The organism is Paracoccus sp. TD-10, from assembly GCF_048270675.1.
Classification (GTDB): Bacteria; Pseudomonadota; Alphaproteobacteria; order Rhodobacterales; family Rhodobacteraceae; genus Paracoccus; species Paracoccus pantotrophus.
Genome location: NZ_CP182418.1, coordinates 1557757 through 1575076, shown reverse-complemented (window position 1 = coordinate 1575076; position 17320 = coordinate 1557757). Strand labels below are relative to the sequence as shown.

The following is a 17320-nucleotide window of genomic DNA, read 5'->3' as shown; positions in this document are numbered from 1 at the left end:
GCGATGAAAACCCATGTGAAGGCCCTGGTGGTCGGAGGCGGCGCCGTCGGCTGCGGCATCGCGCTGCATCTGGCCCGCGCGGGCTGGGAGACGATGCTGGTCGAGCGGGACGAGCTGACGGCGGGCTCGACCTGGCATGCCGCGGGCCTGCTGCCGCTGTTCAACATGGGCTATGCGACCAGCCATATCCACGACTATTCGGTCAAGCTCTATGCCGGGCTCGAGGCCGAGACCGGGCTGAACGCCGGCTTTACCCGCTGCGGCAACCTGCGCATGGCGCAGACCGATGCGCGGATGGACGAATACATGCTCTATTCCGCCACCGCCGAGACGGTGGGCATCGAGCATGAATTCCTGACGCCCCAGCAGATCAAGGACCGCTGGCCGCTGGTCCGCACCGAGGATCTGAAGGGCGCGCTGTTCCATCCGACCGACGGCTATATCAACCCCGCCGACGTGACGCAGGCCATGGCGCGGGCCGCGCGCATGGCCGGCGCCAGCATCGAGCGCAAGATCCAGGTCAACGGCTACCGCTGGACCGGCGAGGAATGGATCGTCACCTGCGAGAAGATGGTCGAAAGGGGCGGCAACCTCGTCCCCTCGGGCGAGCAGTTCGAGATCCGCGCCGAACATGTCGTGACCGCGACCGGCAACCATGCGCAGCGCACCGCGCGGCTGCTGGGCATCAAGATCCCGGCGATCCCGGTCGAGCACCAGTATATCGTGACCGAGCCCGACCCGGCGCTGGTCAAATGGCGCGCCGAGGGCAACCCGGAGCACCCGGTGCTGCGCGATGCGGACGCCAAATGGTATGTGCGCGAGGAACGCGGCGGCTGGATCCTGGGCCCCTATGAGCGCAATGCCCCGGCGCGCTTCCTCTACGACGTGCCGGAAAGCTTCCGCGCCGACCTGTTCCCGCTGGACCTGGAGCGGATCGAAGAGGAATACATGTCGATGATCCACCGGCTTCCCAGTTCGGAAACCGTGGGCCTCAAGGACGATTTCAACGGTCCGATCTGCTACACGCCCGACGGCAACCCGCTGGTCGGCCCGGCGCCCGGCCTGCGCAACATGTGGCTGGCCGAGGGCTTCAGCTTCGGCATCACCGCCGCCGGCGGCACCGGCCATTACCTGGCGCAGATGATGACCGAGGGCGAGGCCGAGATCGACATGGCGAGTCTCGATCCCCGCCGCTTCGGCGGCTGGATGACCACCGAATACGCCGCCCGCAAGAACGAGGAGGCTTACGAGCATGTCTTCGTCCTGCACCACCCGGACGAGGAGCGCGAATCCTGCCGTCCGCTGCGCACCGCGCCCGCCTATGACCGGCAGAAGGAAGCCGGCGCGCAATTCGGCCAGGTGAACGGCTGGGAGCGGCCGAACTATTATGCCCCCGCCGGTTTCGACGACCATGCCAGCCGCAGCTTCCGCCGCGGCGGCTGGTGGCAATATGCCAAGGCCGAGGCCGAGGCGATCCGGGGCGCGGCCGGGCTGATCGACGCCTCGGCCTTCGCCAAGCATCGCGTCCATGGCAAGGGGGCGACGGCCTTCCTCGACTGGTTCACCACCAACAAGCTGCCCAAGGTCGGCCGCATCAACCTGACCTATGCGCTGACCGAGGCCGGCACGACGCGGACCGAATACACCATCGTGCGGCTGGCCGAGGACGACTACTACCTGATTTCGGCCGGGGCCTGGGCGGATTACGACGGCGACCACCTGCGCAAGATGGCCGAGGAGATGGAGGGCGAATTCGGCCAGGTGATCGTGCAGGACGTCACCACGCAATGGGGCGTCTTTGCCCTCGCCGGGCCGAACAGCCGCGCCATCCTCAAGGAGCTGGTGCGCGATGCCGACCCCGAGACGGTGCTGGGCAACAAGCGTTTCCCCTGGCTGTCGATGCGCAATATCGAGCTGGGCATGTGCCCCGTCCGCGCCATCCGCGTCGCCTATACCGGCGAGCTGGGCTGGGAGTTGCATCACCCGATCGAGTTCGGCCGCTACCTCTGGGACCAGCTGGTCGCGGCGGGCGAGAAGCACGGGCTGAAGCTGGTCGGCGCGCGTGCCCAGAACTGGCTGCGCCAGGAGAAATCCTATCGGGCCTTCGGCACCGAACTGGGCCGCGACGCGACGCCGCTCGAGGCCGGGCTGGACCGTTTCGTCGATCTGGACAAGGCGTTCAACGGCAAGCAGGCGATGCTGGCGAAGGGCATCCGCTCGAAATGCGTGACCCTGCTGATCGACGGGCCCGCCGATGCTGATCCCTGGGGGCGCGAGGCGCTTTATGCCCAGGACGGCACCAGGATCGGACGGCTGACCTCGGGCGGCTGGTCCGTGGCCTTTGGCAAGTCCATCGGCATGGGCTATGTCCGCCCCGATCTGGCCCAGCCGGGCACCCGGCTCAAGCTGCGGATGCAGCGGGAGTTGTGGGATGCCGAGGTGACCGAGGACAGCCCCTATGACCCGGAAAACAAGGTGATCCGCGTCGACGGCTGACCTCCTCCCCGGCCGTTGCAGGCGAAGGCCCGGACCGCGTGTCCGGGCCTTTCGGTTCAGCGCAACCCGTTCAGCCGCCGCTCCAGATCGTCGCGCAGCGCCACCCGTTCCTCGGGCGCAAGGAACGCGCCCAGTTCCACCTCGCGCTGGCCGTCGGTCAGGACCAGGTAATCCTCGACCGGGCCGTTCCGGCGCAGGGCGGTGCGCACCCAATAGGGGTTGGTTCGCCAGATGCGGTCCGGCCGTCCGGGATCACTGCGGGTCAGGATCAGGCGGTCGCGGTCAAGCAGCATGACCTCGCGCGCGGTGCCATAGCTGCGCACGATGCCCTGCCACAACCCCCAGACCGCCAGCGCCGCAAAGGGCAGAAGTCCCCATAGCACCTTCGATCCGACCACCGCCAGCAGGGGCAGCGCCAGTCCTGCGGCGGTCAGCCCGATCACCCAGACAAAACCCTGCCGGGACAGCGAGCGGTGAGGCCAGATCTCGAGCCGAAAGCAGACGGCCCCGGATTGCTCCGGGGCCGCGTCGTGCCATGCATAGGGCATCGTTCAATGCGCGGGATTAATGCGCCTGGGCGCGATCCCAGTCCTCGCGCTTGGGCAGCGTCTCGAAGGTATGCTCCGGCGGCGGCGAGGGCAGGGTCCATTCCAGCGTGTCGGCATGCTCGTTCCAGTAGTTCGGCACGTTCACGCGCTTGCCGGCGAAGAGCGTGTAGAACACGATGCCGATGAAGAACAGGAAGGAGGCGAAGGAGATATAGGCGCCGATCGACGAGATGTTGTTCCAGTACGAGAACTCGACCGGGTAGTCGATATAGCGGCGCGGCATGCCCTGGCGGCCCAGGAAGTGCTGCGGGAAGAAGATCAGGTTCGAGCCGATGAACATCATCCAGAAATGCAGCTGGCCCGCCCATTCCGGGTATTGCCGGCCCGACATCTTGCCGATCCAGTAATAGACCCCGGCGAAGATCGCGAAAACCGCGCCCAGCGACATCACGTAGTGGAAATGCGCCACGACGTAATAGGTGTCGTGATAGACCCGGTCCAGCGGCGCCTGGCTCAGCACCACGCCGGTCACGCCGCCGACGGTGAACAGGAACAGGAAGCCGAAGGCCCAGAGCATCGGCGTCTTGAACTCGATCGAGCCGCCCCACATGGTGGCGATCCAGGAAAAGACCTTGATGCCGGTGGGCACCGCGATGGTCATGGTCGCCAGCATGAAATAGGCCTGCTGGGTCAGCGACATGCCGGCGGTATACATGTGATGCGCCCAGACCACGAAGCCCAGGATGCCGATCGCCGCCATGGCCAGCACCATCGGCAGATAGCCGAAGATCGGCTTGCGCGCGAAGGTCGAGATGACGTGGCTGATGATGCCGAAGCCCGGCAGGATGATGATATAGACCTCGGGATGGCCGAAGAACCACAGGATGTGCTGGTAAAGCACCGGGTCGCCCCCGCCCGCCGGGTCGAAGAACTGGGTGCCGAAGTTGCGGTCCATCAGCAGCATGGTGATGGCGCCCGCCAGCACCGGCAGCGACAGCAGGATCAGCCAGGCGGTGATGAAGACCGACCAGGCAAACAGCGGCACCTTGAACAGCGTCATGCCCGGCGCGCGCATGTTCAGGAAGGTGGTGATGATGTTGATTGCGCCCAGGATCGAGCTGGCGCCCGAGACGTGGACGGCAAAGATCGCCAGGTCCATGGAATAGCCGGCCTCGGTCGTGGAGAGCGGCGGGTAGAGCACCCAGCCGACGCCCGAGCCGGGCTGGTCGTTGCCGCCCGGCGCCAGGAGCGAGGCGACGCCCAGGGCCACGCCGCAGACATACATCCAGTAGCTGAGGTTGTTCAGCCGCGGGAAGGCCATGTCCGGGGCGCCGATATGCAGCGGCATGAAATAGTTGCCGAAACCGCCGAACAGTGCCGGGATCACCACGAAGAACATCATCAGCACCCCGTGATAGGTGATCATGACGTTCCACAGATGCCCGTTGGGCGTGCATTCCGCCGAGGCGTCGGCGATCAGGCGCGCGCCCTCGAGGCACATGTATTGCACGCCGGGATGCTGCAATTCCATCCGCATATAGACGGTGAAGCAGACCGAGATCAGGCCGACGATGCCGGCCGTGAACAGGTAAAGGATCCCGATATCCTTGTGGTTGGTTGACATGAACCAGCGGGTGAAGAACCCGCGGGTGTCATGATGGTCACCGTGGCCGTGAACGGCTGCGTCTGCCATGCGTGGACTCCCTAGACATGCGGCTGGCCGGCCCAAGGGCCAGCGGACTCGCTGGTTTCTAGCCCACAATCCTACCCCTCGCAATGCGAAGAAGGGACTAAAAGTCGCGCCCCCGCGTGGTTTTGTCGCAGGCAGGGGCACGCCGTTTCAGCGGCACGGCGACGCCGCGCATCAATCCGCGGCGTCTTCGGCCGGGGCCGCCTCGGCTCCTGCATCGGGCGAGTTCTGGGCCAGGAAGGCCACCACGTCGGCCTGATTCTTGCCGAGCTTGAAGGTCATCTTGGTCTTGGCGGCCGAATCGCCGGTCTTCTCGACCAGCCAGGGCTTGGGATCGGTGACGTATTCGATCAGGTCGGCCTCGGTCCAGACCAGGTCGGGGTTCTTTTCGGCCACTTCAAGGATGCCGTCGCCGTATTTGAAGCCTTCCTCCGAGGCGATCTTGCGGCCGACGACGCCGTAGAGGTTCGGCCCGGTCTTGCCGCCCTTGACGATGTCGGTGCCGTCCGGTGCCTGGACCATGTGGCAGGCCTTGCACTTGTTGAATTCCTTCTCTCCCTTGGCGGCGTCGCCCTCCTGGGCCACGGCGGGCAGGGCGAGGGACAGGGCGGCGAGAGTGGCACAGATGCTGATCTTCATCGCGTTTCCTCTTGGGTAATCGCTTTTGTCTGGGGAACGGACCTCTCCGCTTCCCGCGCTGACAGGGCTATCACGCGCCAAGCAGCCCGAACACCGGAAAAAGGTCGCAGGAACGCGGAAGGTGAATATGTCGCAGGGTGAAAATCAGCCGCCGAGCGGCGGGAAGTTTCGCGCGAAGCTGCGGCGCAGCGCCAGGTCCAGGTCGTCCATGCCGACCGGCAGGCCCATGTCCACCAGGCTGGTCACGCCGTGGCCCGAGATGCCGCAGGGCACGATGCCGGCGTAATGGCCCAGGTCCGGCTCGACATTGATGGCAAGGCCGTGAAAGCTGACCCATTTGCGCAGCTTGACGCCGATGGCGGCGATCTTGTCCTCGCGCATGGAGCCGTCGGGCAGTGGCGCCTTGTCGGGCCGGGCGATCCAGACGCCGACCCGGCCGTCGCGGATCTCGCCCTTCAGGTTGAACTCGGCCAGCGCGTCGATGACCCAGCTCTCCAGCGCCTTGACGAAGGCGCGCACGTCGCGGCCGCGGCGGTTCAGGTCCAGCATGACATAGACGACGCGCTGTCCCGGGCCGTGATAGGTATATTGCCCGCCGCGCCCGGTCTCGTGCACGGGAAAGCGCGCATCGAGCAGGTCGGCGGCCCTGGCCGAGGTGCCGGCGGTGTAAAGCGGCGGATGCTCGACCAGCCAGACCAGCTCGCCCGCCCGGCCATCGGCGATGGCGGCGGCGCGCGCCTCCATGAAGGCTGTGGCCTCGGCATAATCGGTCAGTCCGGGAGCGGTGATCCATTCGGTCATGGCCGGCAGATAGTCCCGGCGCGCGGAGGGTGCAAGGGCGATGCCGGTGGCGCGGTCGCGCCGGGGGCCGTCTGCCCCCGGACCCCCGAGGGTATTTGTGAAACGGAGAAAGCAGGGTGGTCCGAGATCATGAATCCGGTGCAAGATCATTGTGCGGATGTTGAATTTCACTAAATGCCGATCTGCCTATATACAGCCCTTTCGATACAACGCGCGGACCGAACCATGACCCTGCCCCTTTCCCCCGTCTTCGACGCCCTGCGCGCGGCTGCGCGCGACCGTATCCTGATCCTCGACGGTGCGATGGGGACGCAGATCCAGCAGCTTGGCCTGGGCGAGGCGGATTTCGCCGGCCATGGTTCGGGCTGCGCCTGCGGCTGCCATCCGCCTGCGCCGGGCGAGCATCCGCAGCAGGGCAACAACGACCTGCTGAACCTGACCCAGCCCAAGGCGATCGAGGAGATCCATTGCCGCTATGCCAAGGCGGGCGCCGATATCGTCGAGACCAACACCTTCTCGTCCACGACTATCGCGCAGGCCGATTACGGCATGGAATCCGCGGTTTACGATCTGAACCTCCACGGCGCCCGCATCGCCCGCCGGGCGCTGGACCGTGCCACCGCCGAGGACGGGCGGCCGCGCTGGGTCGCCGGCGCGCTGGGGCCGACCAATCGCACCGCATCCATCAGTCCGGACGTGAACAATCCCGGCTATCGCGCCGTCACCTTCGACGATCTGCGCATCGCCTATGCCGAGCAGCTGCGCGGGCTGGTCGACGGCGGCGCCGATCTGATCCTGATCGAGACCATCTTCGACACGCTGAACGCCAAGGCCGCGATCTTTGCCTGCGAGGAGGTGTTCGAAGAGAAGGGCCAGCGCCTGCCGGTGATGATCTCGGGCACCATCACCGACCTGTCCGGGCGCACGCTGTCGGGCCAGACCCCGACCGCCTTCTGGTATTCCATGCGCCATGCCGCGCCGATCACCGTGGGCTTGAACTGTGCGCTTGGCGCGGCCGCCATGCGCCCGCACCTGGCCGAGCTGTCCTCGGTCGCCGATACGCTGATCTGCGCCTATCCCAATGCCGGCCTGCCGAACGAGATGGGCCAATACGACGAATCGCCCGAGGAGATGGCGGCGCAGGTTGCCGAATTCGCCCGCGAGGGGCTGGTGAACGTGGTCGGCGGCTGCTGCGGCTCGACGCCCGAGCATATCGCGGCCATCGCCCGCGCCGTCGAGGGCCTGCCGCCGCGCGCGATCCCCGAGATCGAGCCGCGCCTGCGCCTGTCGGGGCTGGAGCCCTTCGTCAAGACCGACGACATCCCCTTCGTCAACGTGGGCGAGCGGACGAACGTCACCGGATCCGCGAAATTCCGCAAGCTGATCACCAACGGCGACTATGCCGCGGCGCTGGACGTGGCCCGCGACCAGGTCGAGAACGGCGCGCAGATCATCGACGTCAACATGGACGAGGGGCTGATCGATTCGAAGCAGGCGATGATCGACTACCTGAACCTGATCGCGGCCGAGCCGGACATCGCCCGCGTGCCGGTGATGGTCGACAGCTCGAAATGGGAGGTGATCGAGGCCGGGCTGAAATGCGTCCAGGGCAAGGCCATCGTGAACTCGATCAGCCTCAAGGAGGGCGAGGCGAGCTTCCTGGCGCAGGCCCGGCTTTGCCGCCGCTACGGCGCCGCGGTGGTGGTGATGGCCTTCGACGAGACCGGCCAGGCCGATACCGAGAACCGCAAGGTCGAGATCTGCGCGCGCGCCTATGACCTGCTGGTGAACACGGTCGGCTTCCCGCCCGAGGACATCATCTTCGACCCGAACATCTTCGCGGTGGCGACCGGGATCGAGGAGCATGACAATTACGGGCTCGATTTCATCGGCGCGACGCGGCGCATCACCCAGTCCCTGCCGCATGTGCATGTCTCGGGCGGGGTCTCGAACCTCAGCTTCAGCTTCCGCGGCAACGAGCCGGTGCGCGAGGCGATGCATGCCGTGTTCCTCTATCACGCCATCCAGGCGGGGATGGACATGGGCATCGTCAATGCCGGCCAGCTGGCGGTCTATGACCAGATCGACCCGGACCTGCGCGAGGCCTGCGAGGACGTGGTGCTGAACCGCAAGCCCGCCAAGGGCGGCACCGCGACCGAGAACATGCTGGAGATCGCCGAGCGGTTCCGCGGCGAAGGCGGGGCGAAGGCGCGCGAAAAGGATCTGACCTGGCGGACATGGCCGGTCGAGAAGCGGCTGGAACACGCCCTGGTCAATGGCATCACCGAATATATCGACGAGGATACCGAGGAGGCGCGGCTGAGGGCCGAGCGCCCGCTGCACGTGATCGAGGGGCCGCTGATGGCCGGCATGAACGTCGTGGGCGACCTTTTCGGCTCGGGCAAGATGTTCCTGCCGCAGGTGGTGAAATCGGCGCGGGTGATGAAGCAGGCGGTGGCGCATCTGCTGCCCTATATGGAGGCCGAGAAGGCCGCGGCGGGCGGCGCGGGCGGTTCCTCCAGCGCCGGCAAGGTGCTGATGGCGACGGTCAAGGGCGATGTGCACGACATCGGCAAGAACATCGTCGGCGTCGTGCTGGCCTGCAACAATTACGAGATCATCGACCTGGGCGTGATGGTGCCCGCGACCAGGATCCTGGAGACCGCCAAGGCCGAGAAGGTGGACATCATCGGGCTTTCCGGCCTGATCACCCCGTCGCTGGACGAGATGGTGCATGTCGCCAGCGAAATGGAGCGCGAGGGTTTCGACATCCCGCTGCTGATCGGCGGCGCCACCACCTCGCGCGTGCATACCGCGGTCAAGATCCATCCGCGCTATGCCAGGGGGCAGGCGGTCTATGTCACCGACGCGAGCCGCGCGGTGGGGGTGGTCGGCAGCCTGCTCTCGGGCCAGAAAAACGCCTATGTCGAGACCATCCGCAGCGAATACATGGACGTGGCCAACAAGCATGCCAGGGCCGAGGCGGACAAGAAGCGCCTGCCGCTGGCCTCGGCCCGCGACAATGCGTTGCGGATTGACTGGTCGGGCTATCAGGTCAAGGCGCCCGAATTCCTGGGCCCGCGGGTGATCGAGGATTTCGACCTGGCCGAGATTGCCCGCTATATCGACTGGACGCCGTTCTTCCAGACCTGGGAGCTGAAGGGGGTCTATCCGCGCATCCTCGAGGACGAGAAGCAGGGCGCGGTGGCGCGGCAGCTCTTTGCCGATGCGCAGGCCATGCTGCAGCGCATCATCGACGAGCAATGGTTCCGTCCGCGCGCGGTCATCGGCTTCTGGCCGGCGAACCGGGTCGGCGACGACATCCGGCTGTTCACCGGCGAGGACCGGGCGGCGGAACTGGCGACCCTGCATACCCTGCGCCAGCAGGTGAGCAAGCGCGACGGCCGCCCGAACGTGGCACTGGCCGATTTCGTCGCCCCCGAGGGCACCCGCGACTATGTCGGCGGCTTCGTGGTGACAGCGGGCGGCGAGGAGCAGCAGATCGCCGACCGGTTCAAGGCCGCGCATGACGATTTCTCGGCCATCCTGGTGCAGGCGCTGGCCGACCGCTTCGCCGAGGCACTGGCCGAGATGATGCACGAGCGGGTGCGCAGGCAATATTGGGGCTATGCCGAGGAAAACTTCACCCCCGAGGAGCTGGTGGCCGAGCCCTACAAGGGCATCCGCCCGGCGCCCGGCTATCCGGCCCAGCCCGACCACACGGAAAAGGTCACGCTGTTCCGGCTGCTCGACGCCACCACGGCGACCGGGGTCGAGCTGACCGAGTCGATGGCGATGTGGCCCGGCGCCTCGGTCTCGGGCCTTTATATCGGCCATCCCGAGGCCTATTACTTCGGCGTCGCCAAGGTCGAACACGACCAGGTTCTGGACTATGCCGAGCGCAAGGGGATGCCGGTGCGCGAGGTCGAACGCTGGCTGGCGCCGATCCTGAATTACACGCCGCAGGCGGCGGTCGCGGCCGAGTGAAAAGAAACGCGCGGCGGGCGAAAAATGCCCTTTTCATCCGCCGCGCAAGCGTCTATGAGACGCGAGCCTACGAAAGTGCGGTCGTGGCGGAATTGGTAGACGCGCAGCGTTGAGGTCGCTGTTCCTTAACCGGAGTGGAAGTTCGAGTCTTCTCGACCGCACCATTTTCTTTCCCCGAGAATCTGGAAGAAATCGCCCGCGCGCCGCGGCGTTCGACGGCTTGCGGCTGCCGCGACACGGCCTGTCGCCGAAGCGGCGCGGCGGGATCGTCTTGGGCTTTCCTTCCTGCTGCGCCGGCCCTTCTCTCATGCGAAATGATGAGAATTCCGCTTTTGTCACTTCGAGGAAACCTTCCTATCCGCTTGCCGTTAATGATATTTTTCTCCGGTCTGTCGCGCGCGGAACGGGCCGGCGTCGCTTGAAGAAATGCTGCTGGATACAGGGCAAACTGGCGAGGGATCCGCTTGTATTTAGACAAATTTGACAATAATACGATCTCACTTTTATTGTGAGGTTTCCTGTGATCGGACGTGTTTTTGCGCTTTGCGCAGCCTTTTCATTGGCTGGCTGCGCCACAATTACCCGCGGGACGAAGGACGTGTTGATCGTCAATACGACCCCCGGCGGGGCCCAGGTCAAGCTCAGCGACGGGCAGACCTGCGGGAATACCCCCTGTTCCTTCAAGGTGCCGCGCAAGTCGGAGCTGAACGTGCTGGTCACCAAGGACCGCTGCAAGCCGCAGCAGATCCGCGTGACCAACCGCGTGGCGGGCGGCGGCGGCGCGGCGATGGCCGGCAATGTGCTTGTCGGCGGCATCATCGGCGCGGGCGTCGACGCCTCCTCGGGGGCGATGCTGGAACTGGTGCCCAATCCGGTCAACGTGCAGCTTGAATGCCGCTGAGCCATCGGCTCGGCCGACGCGCGAAGCCCGCCGAATATTGGCGGGCTTTTCCATTGGGGGAATGTCCGTCAAGAACTCTGACGCGGTAGCCTCTGCTATGGGGAAGGAACCGGACCGTCACCTTCCCGCCAATGATCCGACGAGAGGCATGATGGCGCCGATGATGAGGCCGGGCACCCATGCTTGCCAGGAGCGAGCGAAGCCGCAGCTTTTCAAATGTGCAGGTCGGATACGCCGACATACTCCCCAAATGCGCGTCGCGAACCTTCGTGGCTGTTCCGGGCCATCACCTGGATCGATCATGGAGTGAGCATAGCTTGCCCCCGGCAGGCCGCAAGGGGCTCAGGCTGACCTTCCGCCCGGTCCGCGGGCTGGCCTTGGCTTGCCAACGATCTCACCACGCATGATGGCCGATCCCGGCAGGTGTCTTTTTCATGCCCCGCGCGCGGGAACGCCCGGCGGGGCGGTCGCCGCAGGCCCGCCCTTGGCGAAACGGCAGGGGAAATTCCCCGGTCCGGGGGGTGCCCCCGCGCGAGGGGCCGGCTTTTCCGGCCGGCCGCGGCGGGTTTGCTGTTCCCTTCGCCGCCCGCTTGCGCCTAGTCTCTGCCCGAAGAAGGGGAGAGTTTCCATGTCCGAGAAATGGGGTTTCGACACCACCGCCATCCATGCAGGCAGCGCGCCCGATCCGGCGACCGGGGCGCGGCAGGTGCCGATCTATCAGACCACGGCCTATGTCTTTCAGGACGCCGCCCATGCCGCGCGGCTCTTTGGCCTGCAGGAGGTCGGCTATATCTATTCCCGCCTGACCAACCCGACCGTCGCGGCGCTACAGGCGCGGGTCGCGGAACTCGAGGGCGGGGCGGGGGCGGTCTGCTGTTCCTCGGGCCACGCGGCGCAGATCATGGCGCTGTTCCCGCTGATGGGGCCGGGGCGCAACATCATCGCCTCGACCCGGCTTTATGGCGGCACCATCACCCAGTTCAGCCAGACCATCAGGCGCTTCGGCTGGTCGTGCAAATTCGTCGACCTGGACGATCTGGATGCGCTGCGCGCCGCCATCGACGACGACACCCGCGCCATTTTCTGCGAATCGATCAGCAATCCGGGCGGCTATGTCACCGATATCCCGGCGGTCGCCAGGGTCGCGGATCAGGCCGGTCTGCCGCTGATCGTCGACAACACCCTGGCCACGCCCTGGCTGTGCAAGCCCATCGAAATGGGCGCGACGCTGGTCGTCCACAGCCTGACCAAATACATGACCGGCAACGGCACGGTGACGGGCGGCGCCATCGTCGATTCGGGCCGGTTCGACTGGTCGGCCTCGGACAAGTTCCCGAGCCTCTCCCAGCCCGAGCCCGCCTATCACGGGTTGAAGTTCCACGAGACCTTCGGCGCGCTGGCCTTCACCTTCCACGGCATCGCCATCGGGCTGCGCGACCTGGGCATGACCATGAACCCGCAGGCCGCGCATTACACGCTGATGGGGATCGAGACGCTGGGCCTGCGCATGGCCCGCCATGTCGAGAACGCGCTTGAGGTCGCGGAATGGCTGGAGGCGGATCCGCGCGTGACCTCGGTCACCTATGCCGGCCTGGCTTCCTCGCCCTGGAACGAAACGGCGCGGCGGGTCTATCCCAGGGGGGCGGGGGCGCTGTTCACCTTTGCGATCAAGGGCGGCTACGACGCGGCGGTGAAGCTGGTGGATAACCTCAAGCTTTTCAGCCATGTGGCGAACCTGGGCGATTCGCGTTCGCTGGTGATCCATTCCGCCTCGACCACGCACAGCCAGCTGACCGACGAGCAGAAGATCGCGGCCGGCGCCGGGCCCGATGTGGTGCGGCTCTCGATCGGGATCGAGGACGCGGCCGACATCATCGCCGACCTGGATCAGGCGCTGGCCGCGGCCACGGCCTGAAGCGAAAGGGCGGCGCATCGCTGCGCCGCCCGTCGGGGGGTCAGTTCGCCGGAGGCTCGACCGGGGGCTCCTCGGGTGCGATTTCACCCTCGGGCTGCCCGCCGCCTTGCGGCGCATCGGCCGGGCGCATGGCGAAGACCGCGGTGACATCGGCGCGGACGGCCAGTTCGCCCGCCTCGATGGGGGTATCGGCCGCTTCGGCCGCCTGGGCGCGCATGGCCATCATCGGGCGCGGCCCGCCGCCCGTCGGCGCCTCGGAAAGCGAGATCAGCCGGCCAAGCCGCATGCCCGCCGCCTCGGCCATCACCTCGGCCCGGCGGCGCGCTTCGGCCACGGCCTCGGTGCGGGCCTGGTCCTCGGCCTCGGTCATGTCCTCGCGCGAAAACGCGATGCCGCTGATCTCGTTGGCGCCCGAGGCGACCAGCTTGTCCAGCACCGCGCCGAGCCCGGCGATGTCGCGCACCCGCACGGTCACGCTGTTTTGCGCGCCATAGCCGGTCAGCTTCGGCGGCTGGCCCTGGTCCGAGTAATCCATGACTGGCGACAGGTTCAGCCCCGAGGTCTGGATGTCGCGCGCCTCGATCCCCTCGGCCTTCAGCGTCTCGATGACCTTGGCCTGCGCCTCGGCATTCTGCGTCATCGCCTCGGCGGCGGTGGCGGCGCGGGTGCTGACGCCCAGGGTGATCGTGGCCATGTCGGGTTGCACCGTGGCATGGCCGGTGCCGGTCACGCTCAGCCTGGCGAAGGGGGCGGCATGTTTCATGGCGTGATGTCCCATCTGCGCGGGCGGAGGCGGCGGCGCGTCGGCCGGGGCGGTCTGGGCCATCAACGGGCCGGCGCCCAGAACGATCAGCGTCGCGGCAGCCATCAGGGGTCGGAATCGGGGCATCTGGTCTTTACTCCTTGGCGCATCGGGTGCCTTGCCCTTGCGCGGTTGTCTTCACGAGCCCCTATAACGCCGCAAATACGTCTCGGGATGCCTCACAATCCGGTGTTCGGCTTTTCACGGATCGTGTTCTGGGCTAGTTCAGGATCATCAATCACGAAGATGCGTCCGGGCCAGCCCAGGGCGCCCGGAACCGAAAGCAAAGCCTGTCGATGTCGCTTGATTCCGTCACCGAATACGCCCTCTCCTTCAGCGAGGATGCCGTGCATCTGGAACGTCGCGAGCGGGGCCCGCAGGGGCAGGGCGGCGCCGCTCCGGCGGCCTGGCGGCACCTGGGCTCGGTCGATTTCGCCTCGCCGGACTTTCACGACGAGCTTGCGCGCCTGCGCAGCATGGCCACCGGAACCGAGGCGGTGCTGCCCGTCGTCCTGATCATTCCCGACGACCAGATCCTTTACACGACGCTGACCGTCGCGCCCGGCGCGGACCGCGACCATGCGGTGGGGCGCGCGCTGGACGGGCTGACCCCCTATGCGATCGAGGATCTGGCCTTCGACTGGCAGGGCGAGGGCGACAGCGTCCGCGTCGCCGCCGTGGCCCGCCAGACCCTGCGCGAGGCCCGCGATTTCGCCCGGCAATACGGATTCGAAGGACAGGGTTATTGTGCCGCGCCGGCTGCGGGGCTCTATCCGGGCGAGCCGGTCTTCGTGCTGGAAGCCGCTGCGCGCAGCCGGCCGCAGGTCGATCCGGCGCAGGCCGGGGTGACGGCCTCGGCGCTGCTGATCGAGGAAGAACCGGACGCAGCGCAGGACACGCTGGATCTTGACGGCGACGGCGACGGCGCCGAGGCGTTGGAGGATGCAGCCGCGGAAAGCCCCTCCCAGGCCCAGCCCACGCCGGCGGCCGACGGGGAAGCCGACGCGGCCGAGGAGGTTTCGGCCCCGCCGGCAGAGCCAGAAACCGTGGCGGGATTTTCCGAGGATGCCGAAGTATTCACCGGGAATGACGACGAAAAAACGGAATCATCCCTGATCGGGGCGCCCGATCCCGTCTCGTTTCCCGCGGCCGATGAAAAGGCCGCCACCCCGGAGGAAGGCGATGCCTCGGGAATCGCCGAAGCGGCGGAACCGGACCAGCCGGCGGCTTTCGCGGCCGCGGCTACGGCGCCAGAGGCCGGACCCGGCACACGGTCTGCCGCCGCGCCTCAGGCCGGTGCCGCGCTGAACCCGCGGGCCCGTGCCGTGCATGAACGCGCGGCCGACGCCCGCCGCAGCCCTCGGCCGGCGGGCAGCGCCCCGGCGCAGCCCCGCCGCCCCGGCGAACGCGGCGGCCTTGCCGGGCTGATCGCGATGCTGGGCACGCTGGTCGTCGGGCTGATCCTGATCTGGGCCTTTTTGGTGCCGGATCGGCAGGAGCCGCAGCTTGCGGCCGCCGCACCGGCCACGCAGCCTGCCGAACAGGCCCCGGTGCAAATCGCCGAGCCCGCGCCCGCGGCTTCTCAGCCCGCCACCGCCATGACCGAGCCCGATCCTGCGCCGACGCCTGCCTTGGAACCTGTCGCGGCACCGCAACAGCGCGTGGCGGTCGCACCGGCACCCGCGCCGCCCTCGGCCCTGACCGAGGAGGAGCGGCGCCGCGTCATGGTCGCCGCTGCCGCGGTCGCGGCCGCCGTGGTGCCGCCCCCGGCGCAGGTCACCGCAGCTGCCCCGGCGCCGGAACCCGCCCCCGCGCAGGACAGCACGCAGGACAGCACGACCGCCAGCGTCGCAGCGGCCGCCACGCTGCCCGCCGCGAGATCGGCCCCCGCTGCCGCGCCGGCCCGGCCCGGCCCAGCGGCCGCTCCGCTGACCAGTTCGGCCCGGCCGCAGCTGGCGCCGCGCCGCAGCACGCCGCAAACCACGGTGCCGCGCGCCGATACCGCGCCGCGCGTGCCCTCGGACCCGCTGCCCTATGAGGCCAGCCGGTCCCGCGTCCAACCCGTCGGCAGCGCGCGGCCCCCCGGACGCAGCCGCCCCGCAGCGCCGGCGCCCGCCTCGGCGGCGCCGGTATCGGCCCCCGCCCCCGCCCAGGTCCAGCCCGTTGCCGCGACCGGCAATGCGATGCTGCGCGGTTCGGCCCGGCCGCCGTCGCGCCCCGAGGGCTCGACCCCCGAGGTTCCGGGCGCGGGCCTGCCCGCCGACGACTTGACCCCGGCCGAGCAGGGGCATTTGCGCGACCTTATCCGCGACCTGGGCCGCAATGGGTTGGCGATGCAGCAATCCCCGCTGCGCGGCGAGCGGCTGGCTCAGGCACGGCCGCAGCGCAAGCCCGGCTCGGCCAGCGATGCCGTCAGACCATCGGCCATCGACGCCGCGCTGCGATCGGCGACCACGCCGCCACCGGACAAACCCGACCATGTCGAAAGCGCCGCCGCGCCCGCCCAGGATTCGGGCGGGCTTTTGCGTGGCTCGGCCCGTCCCCGTGCCCGTCCCGGCGCCCCGGCCGGCGGCGGGGTTTCGGGCAATGCGGTCGAGGCGGCCATCTCGGCCGCGGTCGCGGCATCGCCCACCACGCCGGGCGGGGTACAGCTTTCGGCGCTGGCCTCCTCGCCCCTGCCGCCCCGGCGGGGCGAGCGCGCGCCCCCGGCCCCCGACGCCGCGCCGGCGGCGGCCGCAGCCGCCGCTGCCGGACCCAGCGAGGCCGAACTGGCCGCCCGCCGCAAGCTTGACGAGCAGTTGCAGGCCCAGGCCGAGGCGCGCATCCGCGCCCGCGCCGCCGCCGATGCCAAGGCCGAGGCCGAGGCCCGTGCCCAGGCCGAAGCCCGCGCCCGCGCCCAGGCCGAGGCCGAGGAACGGGCCGCGCGTGCCCAACGCCAGGACTACAAGCCACCCGAGATCGACAACGAGCCCGAGATCGCCACCAATGCCCTGCCCAAGGGTACGACTTCGGCCTCGGTGGCCAAGGCGGCGACGCAGGCGCGCGGCATCGACATGGGCCGCACCACGGTCATCGGCATCATCGGCGCCGGCAAGGCCAGCCGGGCGCTGATCCGGCTGCGCAGCGGCAAGGTGGTGACGGTCCGGCTGGGCGACCGCATCGACGGCGGCACGATCAACTCCATCGGCGACGGACGGCTGACCTATGTCAAGGCGGGCCGCACCCACGAATTGAGGATGCTGGACGGGCGGTGACCAGGGTCCGCTGGCCGGCGCCTTTCCGGGTCGCTTGCCCGGCCCTTGCCCAAGCGGCAGGAGCGGTCCCGCCACGCGAAGGCGGGCGGTGGCCCAGCCTGCGGGATGGTTTCGTGGCTTGGGGACGCATCCTGCGCGCCGCGCCCCGCTGGCCGTTGCGGGAACGCCCGGGCGCCTGTCGGGGCTGGGCGCGGCCATGGCCCCTGCCGGGCCGAAGGCGGGCCGCTTCGCTTGGTGTCCACTGCTTCTGGCGTGATCGTCGCCGTCAACGCGCCGAGAGGCCCCGC

The 17320-nt window shown here is 68.1% G+C and carries 10 protein-coding genes and 1 tRNA gene; 6 read left to right on the top strand and 5 right to left on the bottom strand.

The annotated features are described in order from the left end of the window. The first annotated feature begins 3 nt into the window (after positions 1-3). Positions 4-2496, top strand: coding sequence for a GcvT family protein (locus ACNKFW_RS07770; protein WP_024845557.1), 2493 nt, complete (start codon positions 4-6; stop codon positions 2494-2496). A gap of 56 nt (positions 2497-2552) precedes the next feature. On the opposite strand, the gene ACNKFW_RS07765 is transcribed toward ACNKFW_RS07770, so the two are convergent. The 4 genes from ACNKFW_RS07765 to lipB form a co-directional block, all read right to left on the bottom strand. After that, the gene (locus tag ACNKFW_RS07765) at positions 2553-3044 is read right to left on the bottom strand and encodes a DUF2244 domain-containing protein (RefSeq protein WP_024845558.1); all 492 of its coding nucleotides are present in this window, start codon (positions 3042-3044) and stop codon (positions 2553-2555) included. Between the two features lie 16 nt (positions 3045-3060). Further along, the gene (ctaD, locus tag ACNKFW_RS07760; protein WP_074990786.1) at positions 3061-4737 is read right to left on the bottom strand and encodes a cytochrome c oxidase subunit I; all 1677 of its coding nucleotides are present in this window, start codon (positions 4735-4737) and stop codon (positions 3061-3063) included. Between the two features lie 171 nt (positions 4738-4908). Continuing rightward, positions 4909-5373: a c-type cytochrome gene (locus tag ACNKFW_RS07755; RefSeq protein ID WP_147428095.1), complete on the bottom strand. Its 465-nt coding sequence runs from the start codon at positions 5371-5373 to the stop codon at positions 4909-4911. A gap of 144 nt (positions 5374-5517) precedes the next feature. Further along, positions 5518-6174 (bottom strand): lipoyl(octanoyl) transferase LipB, encoded by a 657-nt coding sequence (lipB, locus tag ACNKFW_RS07750; RefSeq protein ID WP_147428094.1) that lies wholly within the window; start codon positions 6172-6174, stop codon positions 5518-5520. A 225-nt stretch (positions 6175-6399) separates the two neighbouring features. On the opposite strand from lipB, the gene metH reads away from it, so the two are divergent. The 4 genes from metH (at position 6400) to ACNKFW_RS07730 (ending at position 12977) form a co-directional block, all read left to right on the top strand. Next, positions 6400-10161, top strand: a complete 3762-nt coding sequence (metH, locus tag ACNKFW_RS07745) for a methionine synthase (protein ID WP_147428093.1) — start codon at positions 6400-6402, stop codon at positions 10159-10161. 77 nt (positions 10162-10238) lie between these two features. Next, positions 10239-10325: transfer RNA gene (locus ACNKFW_RS07740), tRNA-Leu, on the top strand. A gap of 437 nt (positions 10326-10762) precedes the next feature. Next, entirely contained in the window at positions 10763-11062 is a 300-nt protein-coding gene (locus ACNKFW_RS07735; RefSeq protein ID WP_374327593.1) for a translation initiation factor 2, read from the top strand. A 628-nt stretch (positions 11063-11690) separates the two neighbouring features. Then, complete coding sequence (locus ACNKFW_RS07730) at positions 11691-12977, top strand: O-acetylhomoserine aminocarboxypropyltransferase/cysteine synthase family protein (RefSeq protein WP_024845587.1); 1287 nt, start codon at positions 11691-11693, stop codon at positions 12975-12977. A 40-nt stretch (positions 12978-13017) separates the two neighbouring features. Here the strand turns inward: ACNKFW_RS07730 and ACNKFW_RS07725 are convergent, their stop codons facing one another. Beyond that, complete coding sequence (locus ACNKFW_RS07725) at positions 13018-13866, bottom strand: SIMPL domain-containing protein (RefSeq protein WP_147428092.1); 849 nt, start codon at positions 13864-13866, stop codon at positions 13018-13020. A gap of 209 nt (positions 13867-14075) precedes the next feature. Between ACNKFW_RS07725 and ACNKFW_RS07720 the strand changes: the two genes are divergently transcribed. Continuing rightward, positions 14076-17033, top strand: a complete 2958-nt coding sequence (locus ACNKFW_RS07720) for a hypothetical protein (RefSeq protein WP_147428091.1) — start codon at positions 14076-14078, stop codon at positions 17031-17033. The last annotated feature ends 287 nt before the right edge of the window (positions 17034-17320 follow it).